This is a genomic window from Pseudonocardia sp. ICBG601 (assembly GCF_020496245.1).
Map to the genome: position 1 here is coordinate 26793 of NZ_JAHLJA010000029.1, position 6365 is coordinate 33157.

The following is a 6365-nucleotide window of genomic DNA, read 5'->3' on the forward strand; positions in this document are numbered from 1 at the left end:
CGGGTGCCTCAGCAGTGACCGCGTTCCGGCGCTCACTGGCTACCGACGGCTCCCGGCGAGCCGCATGAGGCCCCAGGAGGACCCATGACAGACACCGACACTGGCGCCACGGCCGAGCTCAAGTTCGAGGAACTTCCCGAGCACTGGCGTAAGGAGCTCCGCGCGGTGCGCGACGAGTGTGCCCGACGGCGAAGCTCCGAGAACGCGCTGACCGCGTAGAACCAGCAGCTCACCGAGCAGAACGCGCAGCACGTGGAGGCGCTGAACACGGCCCAACTGGAGCATCTGCGCTACCGGGCCACGGTGAACGCAGGCGTGCCGCTGGAGAACGTGGAGGACTTCGCGTCGAGACTGCGCGGCACCGATGCCGCCGAGATCACGGCCGACGCGGTGGAACTCGCACGGATGTTCACGCAGACACGTCCGGCGCCGACTGGGTCCACCGCGCACGGTGTCGACCACTCGCAGGGTCGCGGTAACCGTCGCGATGCTGCACCACTTGATCCCGCGAACCAGCTCCGCGACTTGATTCAGGCGCAGCTAGGGCGGGACTGACCACTACACGAAGGACGAAGACTATGGCCCCGGTGAATGTCGCCTCTGGCGCGCCCATCGATCCCCGGTTCACCGACGACATCGCGCACGGTCAGGGACGCCTCGGGCGCCCGGACACGCCAGAGCATCTACTGCCGAAGGAGGTCTCGGGCGACATCTTCACCAAGGTCGCGGAGAACTCGTCGCTGCTGTCCCTGGGATAGCAGATCCCGGTGTCGATCCGAGAGAACGTGATCCGGCGGGCGTCGACGAATCCCGAGGCCGGTCAGGTCGGCGTCGGCACGAAGCTCGTCGAGCGTGAGGGTCACCTCAAGCCGCTGTCGGGTTTCGCCTACGGTGAGGAGCGTACGTTCTCGCCGGTGAAGTTCGCGACGATCGTGCCCGTGTCGGAGGAGTTCCTGCGGGCGAATCCGGACGGGCTCTACAGCGAGCTTGCAGGTAAGCTGTCCGGCGCGATCTCCCGCGCGGTGGAGCTCGCGGCGTTCCACAACCGTAACTCGCTGACCGGTGAGCCGATCCAGGGCACCGACGCCAACGGCTCCGTGATCGGCTCGATCCCCGACGACCATAAGCTGCAGGTCAACGCGACCGACAGTCTCGTGGAGCAGATTCTCACCGGCTACGACCTGATCGTGTCGGCGGAGCAGAAGAATTTCGACTTCACCGGCTTTGCCGCGCACCCGCAGTTCCGTGCGAAGCTCGCCACAGCACGCGACCGGCTCGGGAACCTGGCATATGCCACCGGGGTCGAGTCCAAGGGCCCGGTGAACCTGACCGCGCAGGTCGGAAGCTTCCTGGGCCTGCCGGTGGCGTTCGGCAAGGCGGTCTCCGGTCGTATCGGGAACAACGCCGGTACCGACGTGAAGCTGATCGGCGGGGACTTCTCCCAGTTCGCCTACGGGTTCGCCGACGCGATCCGGATCAAGGTCTCGGACCAGGCGGTCGTGCGTGGAGTCTCGATGTGGGAGACGAACCAGGTCGCGGTGCTCGCCGAGTGCACCTTCGGCTGGTACGTCAACGACCCGACCGCGTTCGTCGCGTGGGAACTCGCGACCAGCGGCGACAAGGCAAAGCCTGCTGCTGCCAGCGGCGGTCGTAAGCCCGCCAAGGACCCGGAGCAGGCCTAAGCACCGGAGCTGATCGCGGTCCCGGTGGAGCCGACACCGGAACCAGCGGAGCCGACTCCACCGGAGTCGCGACCGGTACGACCACCGGATTCCATCTGGGGTCATCGACCTGCGGGAGGCCGACGGAATGCACGCGACGGTCGCTGACGTCGAGACGCTGCTCATGCGGGAGCTCGCCGACACCGAGCGCGAGTTCGCCGCGCGCATGATCGCCATGACCGAAGCACGCTTGCGGGCGCGGATACCGGACCTCGATGACCGCGTGGCGCGTGAGGCCGGTTTCGCCGACCGAGTCAACTACGTGATCGCGAGTGTCGTCGCGCGGCGGATCAGTAATCCGACCGGCGGTACCAGCAGTTTCGAGGTCATCGGGCCGTTCTCGATCCGGGACCAGTCGTCGACGGGCTCCGGCGACTGGCTCACCGCAGACGAGTGGGCGCTGCTGGGGCTCGCGACCGGGGCGTTCACGATCCGGCCGGTGATCAGTGCAGCCGACGACGGTGTTCGCCGTGGCTCGAAACCTGACTGGTGGTGGGACTTCGCATGAGGCGCCGGGTGAAACTTCGTCGACCGGGTCCACCGGATGCGTTCGGCGACCGCGCGGAGGCCGCCGAGTTCTGGGACACGAGTCCGTGGGTGATCGGGATCGCGTCGAGCCATGACGACTCCGACGGCCGCCAGAACCGCACGAGCACTCGGATCGAGTGCTATGTGCCCGCACAGAGCACGGAGGCCCGTGCAGGCGATCAAGTCAACATCGACGGCAGCTGGTTCGACGTGGACGGTGTTCCGGCCCGTGCGGAGTCCCCGTTCACGTCACGACTCGGCGGTTACGTAGTGCAGCTAAAACGATACGAAGGGTGACAGGTCGTGCGTTATGAAGGTTCCGTGGACCTGTCGCAGGTGCTCAACAGCGACAGGCTCGAACGGGAGCTTGCTGCGGTCGCTCGGCGAATCGCGCGATCGGCGCAAGCCAGCGCACCGCGACGCACCGGAGCTCTCGCGGGCTCTGTAGACGTCTCCACCGAACGCAACAGCGGCACCACGCGCGACCGCGTGGTCGCACACGTCACGGTGAGCGCGCCGTACGCGGCATCAGTCGAGTTCGGCACGAGCCGTATGCGCGGCTCGTTCTGGCTCCGGCGTACAGCGCAGTCGGCATGAGCGACATGGAGCCGTTCCCGGACATCGAACAGGTGCTCGTGACACTGTTCGCCGACATCGCGCCGACGGTGACCGAGGCACCGGAGGGATTCACACCGCCGATGGTGCGCGTGAGCCGGACCGGCGGCTCCGACGATGGCCTCACCGATTCACCGATCGTGGAGACCACGTGCTACGGCGCCACGCGCGCGGAGTCATGGGCGCTCGACGGTCTCGTACGGCAGCGGGTACTCGCGTGTGCCGCGACCGTCGTCGACACGGTGTTGATCGACACCGCGTCGACCGTCACGCCCGCTCAGCAGCTCTCGGACCCACGGCTGGACATCCGCGCGGTGAGTTCCAGCTACCGATTCGGACTGCGCAGACGCAGTCCCTACATGGAGGACAGCTCACATGGCTGACACGGACCTTCTCACGCTCAAGCGTGCGAAGGCAGGCAACATTCGCAAGGTTCTCGACGCGGTGGTCGCGGTGGCGCCGATGAGCGCACCGGTGCCGGAGACGTTCACCGTGGCTGGCGCGCTGCAGGAGCTGCCGCCGGAGTACCGCACGATCGGCTGGGTGTCGAAGAAGGACGGCTACAAGTGGTCCCGTGACACCGACAGCAGCGACATCGAGTCCCACGGCTCGGTGGAGCCCACGCGCCGTGACATCACCAAGGACGTCACCGGGCTCGCGATGACCGCGCAGGAGACCTCGCGGCTGACGCTGGAGCTGTCGAACAACGTGGACCTGTCGGAGGCCCGACTTGTCGACGGGGAGCTGAGCTACACGCGTCAGGTCGCGCCGTCGACGCGTTACTGGCGCCTGATCGCGATCGGCATCGACGGCTCCGGGAGCGACGCGTTCTACGTGATCAACGTGCTGCCGCGCGCGACGATCTCCGAGTACGGCGAGCTGACCTGGTCGGATGAGGACGCGCTGACGTATCCACTGACGTGGTCTGCCACCGTGGACCAGGACCTCAAGTACAGCTTCCGGCAGGTGCTCGCGGGGCCCGGCTTTGAGTCGAGGGCCGCCGACATGGACTTCAGCGGAGACTCGCCGTCGCCGTCGCCGTCGCCTGAGCCTGCGCCGAAGCCGCCGCGAGGTGGCAACGGTTCCGGTTCCGGTTCCGATGATGACGCCGCCAAGCCCGGGCCGACGAAGTGATGAGCAGCAGGTCTGAGCGCAGGTCATGGGACGCCTATGTCCGCGAGTCCCGCGAGAAGTACTCCGAGGTCGATCTCGGCGCTGAGGGCGTCGTGCGCGTGTATGTGCCGTCGTCGACGGCGATGGAGCGGTTGTCGACGCTGGACGCGAACGACCAGTGGTCCCAGATCGACGTGCTCTTCGGCGACGAGAACGGTGCGAAGCTGCGCCGGGTCGCCGGGGATGAGCCGATCACCGCGCTACAAGCTCTCGTCACCGACGTGATGCGCGATCTGGGTCTCGACGACATGGGAAACTGATCCGCTGCTGGGAGCTCATCGACCGCTACGGACCCGAGCTGGAATACGACCTGCACCATGAGCTGGGGCTCGATCTTCTGGACTGGTTCCGTGGCGAACACCGGTGGAGCAAACTCGTGCGGCTCAGCGCGCGGCTGCCGGAGCACGGCTCGTTCAAAGCCGCGATGCTCGATGACGACGAGTACGCCGAACGCATGGGCGTTCAGGGCGACGCCGACGCTGATCGCGTGGCGCCGAGCTACCGGGGCTATGACCCGGTGCTTGCGCGGTTGACCGACATCGCGGACCTGTTGCTGTCGCTGCGCACGACGGTGGTCGCGGTGAACTCCGAGAGCGGTCGGGCGCCGTCGACCCGATTCATGCCGAGACCGGAGACCGCGTTCGACCGGCTTGAGCGTCGTCGGTCACGTCAACAGCTCGATGCGCTCTCAGCAGTGCTTACACCAGGAAGGTGAACGACAGTGGCGCTCACGACCGCCCAGGTCAGTGTCCGCGTGGTACCCGATGTGCGCGGCTTCCAACGTCAGGTCCGCCGTGATCTGACCGCTGCGAAGCTCCAGCCGGTGCGTGTACCCATGCGGGTCGCGACCGATCGCATGGTCGTCGGCATGCGTCGCGCGTTCGACAGCGTGCAGAGCCATGCGGCGCGTGCGTCCGTGCGCGTGGCGCAGGCGTTCGCAGCGCAGATGCCACGTGCGTCGGCAGCCGTAGCGCAGTTCGCGGCGGGCTTTCAACGCGTGGAGTCGACGGCGAACGGTGTCGCGGCGCGCATGCACCAGTTCGGTGCGACGACGCGCCGGGCACTCGACAGCACGTCGGCACCGCTACGGAACTTCCACGCGGGCTTCCGTAGCGCCGATGGTGCCGCATCGGCGTTGACCGGTCGCATGGGCTCGTTGGGCGGGCTCAGTCGCCGCGCGTTCGAGGCCGCAGCGCAACCGTTGCGGAACTTCCATGCCGGGTTCACACAGCTCGGCGCGGCGTCATCGGCGTTCTCCGGGCGCATGGGCACACTCGGCGGTGTCAGTCGCCGCGCGATTGGCGGACTCGGCTCCACGTTCGCCCGCGTGGGAACCTCTATCCGTGCAACGGCCCAGTCGATTGGTGCATCGATCCAGAACGGCATCGACACTCCACTGCGAGGTGTCGCACGGAGGGCCGGTGGGCTCGCAGCCGCCGTGGGACTCGGAAGCCTCGGCTCCAGCGCACTACAGGCCGCACAGGACATCTAGAACACGCGGCTGACGCTGACGGGACTCTACGGGTCCGCGCAGGACGCCGGGGACATGATGGAGCGGTTGAAGCGGCTCTCGTCGAACTCACCGATCGAGTACCAGGCCTACGCGAAAGCGAGCCAGCAGCTCGCCTACATGGGCGTCAAGGGCCAGCAGGCCGAAGATGTCCTCCGCAATGTGGGCGCCTCGATCACGAATGCTGGCGGCGACTCGTCCGCGATGGAACGCGCCAACGACGCGCTGCTGCGGATGGTCAACTCCGGCCGCGTGTACGCCTCGGACCTTCAGCAGCTGTCCTAGACCGGCGTCCCGATCTATGCCTCGCTTGCCGAGCACATGGGCGTCACGACCGAACAGCTCAAGAAGATGGTCACCGAAGGCGTCGTGAAGATCGACGACGTGCTGACCACGATCGGCAGCGGAAGCAGTAAAGCATTCCAGATGACGATTGCTGGCTCCGAGAGCGCCAGTACATCGATGAAGAACCAGTGGAAGATCGCCACTGACAACGTGCGCATAACGCTCGGCGAGATGCTGGAGCCCATGACCGACCGGTGGGCGCCACAGATCGCACAGCTCGGCGCGAGAGTCAGTGACGGGCTCCGGCAAATCCCCGGCACGTTCCGGGAGATCAAGAGGACCGCTGACGACTGGGGTGTCACGGCTGCGATCGAGGACTTCCGGTCAGCGGTCGCGCGACTCGTCCAGGGCGCGCTTCCGGTGTTCCGGGGCATCATGGTAGGGCTCGGCGTCGCGTTTGGTGCCGCGATGGTCGCGTTACGGCCGCTCATGAACGTGCTGGGCGAGTTCGGCGACTGGCTCTCGGCGCACGA

The 6365-nt window shown here is 66.8% G+C and carries 14 protein-coding genes; all 14 read left to right on the plus strand.

Annotated features, from left to right (window positions below):
* Positions 1 to 84 precede the first annotated feature (84 nt).
* On the plus strand, positions 85 to 219 hold the full coding sequence (locus tag KPL57_RS66215; RefSeq protein ID WP_255676110.1) for a hypothetical protein: 135 nt from the start codon (positions 85 to 87) through the stop codon (positions 217 to 219).
* Positions 220 to 252: 33 nt separating this feature from the next.
* Complete coding sequence (locus KPL57_RS10715) at positions 253 to 555, plus strand: hypothetical protein (RefSeq protein WP_226351475.1); 303 nt, start codon at positions 253 to 255, stop codon at positions 553 to 555.
* Positions 556 to 578: 23 nt separating this feature from the next.
* Entirely contained in the window at positions 579 to 758 is a 180-nt protein-coding gene (locus KPL57_RS10720; RefSeq protein WP_226351476.1) for a hypothetical protein, read from the plus strand.
* A 9-nt stretch (positions 759 to 767) separates the two neighbouring features.
* Positions 768 to 1682 carry a phage major capsid protein gene (locus KPL57_RS10725; RefSeq protein WP_226351477.1) on the plus strand — a complete coding sequence of 305 codons (915 nt, stop codon included), beginning with the start codon at positions 768 to 770 and terminating at the stop codon, positions 1680 to 1682.
* A 127-nt stretch (positions 1683 to 1809) separates the two neighbouring features.
* A complete protein-coding gene (locus KPL57_RS10730) occupies positions 1810 to 2229 on the plus strand; it encodes a Gp19/Gp15/Gp42 family protein (protein ID WP_226351478.1) in 420 nt (139 codons plus the stop codon).
* Positions 2230 to 2237: 8 nt separating this feature from the next.
* Positions 2238 to 2546 (plus strand): hypothetical protein, encoded by a 309-nt coding sequence (locus KPL57_RS10735; RefSeq protein ID WP_226351479.1) that lies wholly within the window; start codon positions 2238 to 2240, stop codon positions 2544 to 2546.
* Positions 2547 to 2570: 24 nt separating this feature from the next.
* Positions 2571 to 2846, plus strand: a complete 276-nt coding sequence (locus KPL57_RS10740; protein WP_226351480.1) for an HK97 gp10 family phage protein — start codon at positions 2571 to 2573, stop codon at positions 2844 to 2846.
* Positions 2843 to 3247, plus strand: a complete 405-nt coding sequence (locus tag KPL57_RS10745; RefSeq protein WP_226351481.1) for a hypothetical protein — start codon at positions 2843 to 2845, stop codon at positions 3245 to 3247. Before KPL57_RS10740 ends, KPL57_RS10745 begins: the two co-directional genes overlap by 4 nt.
* Positions 3240 to 3998 carry a hypothetical protein gene (locus KPL57_RS10750; protein ID WP_226351482.1) on the plus strand — a complete coding sequence of 253 codons (759 nt, stop codon included), beginning with the start codon at positions 3240 to 3242 and terminating at the stop codon, positions 3996 to 3998. The genes KPL57_RS10745 and KPL57_RS10750 overlap by 8 nt, the downstream gene beginning before the upstream one ends.
* Complete coding sequence (locus KPL57_RS10755; RefSeq protein ID WP_226351483.1) at positions 3998 to 4297, plus strand: hypothetical protein; 300 nt, start codon at positions 3998 to 4000, stop codon at positions 4295 to 4297. Before KPL57_RS10750 ends, KPL57_RS10755 begins: the two co-directional genes overlap by 1 nt.
* Before the next feature lie 116 nt (positions 4298 to 4413).
* Positions 4414 to 4752 carry a hypothetical protein gene (locus KPL57_RS10760; protein ID WP_226351484.1) on the plus strand — a complete coding sequence of 113 codons (339 nt, stop codon included), beginning with the start codon at positions 4414 to 4416 and terminating at the stop codon, positions 4750 to 4752.
* A gap of 6 nt (positions 4753 to 4758) precedes the next feature.
* Positions 4759 to 5529 (plus strand): hypothetical protein, encoded by a 771-nt coding sequence (locus KPL57_RS10765; RefSeq protein WP_226351485.1) that lies wholly within the window; start codon positions 4759 to 4761, stop codon positions 5527 to 5529.
* 15 nt (positions 5530 to 5544) lie between these two features.
* Positions 5545 to 5832 carry a tape measure protein gene (locus KPL57_RS10770; RefSeq protein WP_226351487.1) on the plus strand — a complete coding sequence of 96 codons (288 nt, stop codon included), beginning with the start codon at positions 5545 to 5547 and terminating at the stop codon, positions 5830 to 5832.
* A 36-nt stretch (positions 5833 to 5868) separates the two neighbouring features.
* On the plus strand, positions 5869 to 6365 hold a 497-nt coding region (locus KPL57_RS10775; protein ID WP_226351486.1), incomplete at its 3' end, for a hypothetical protein.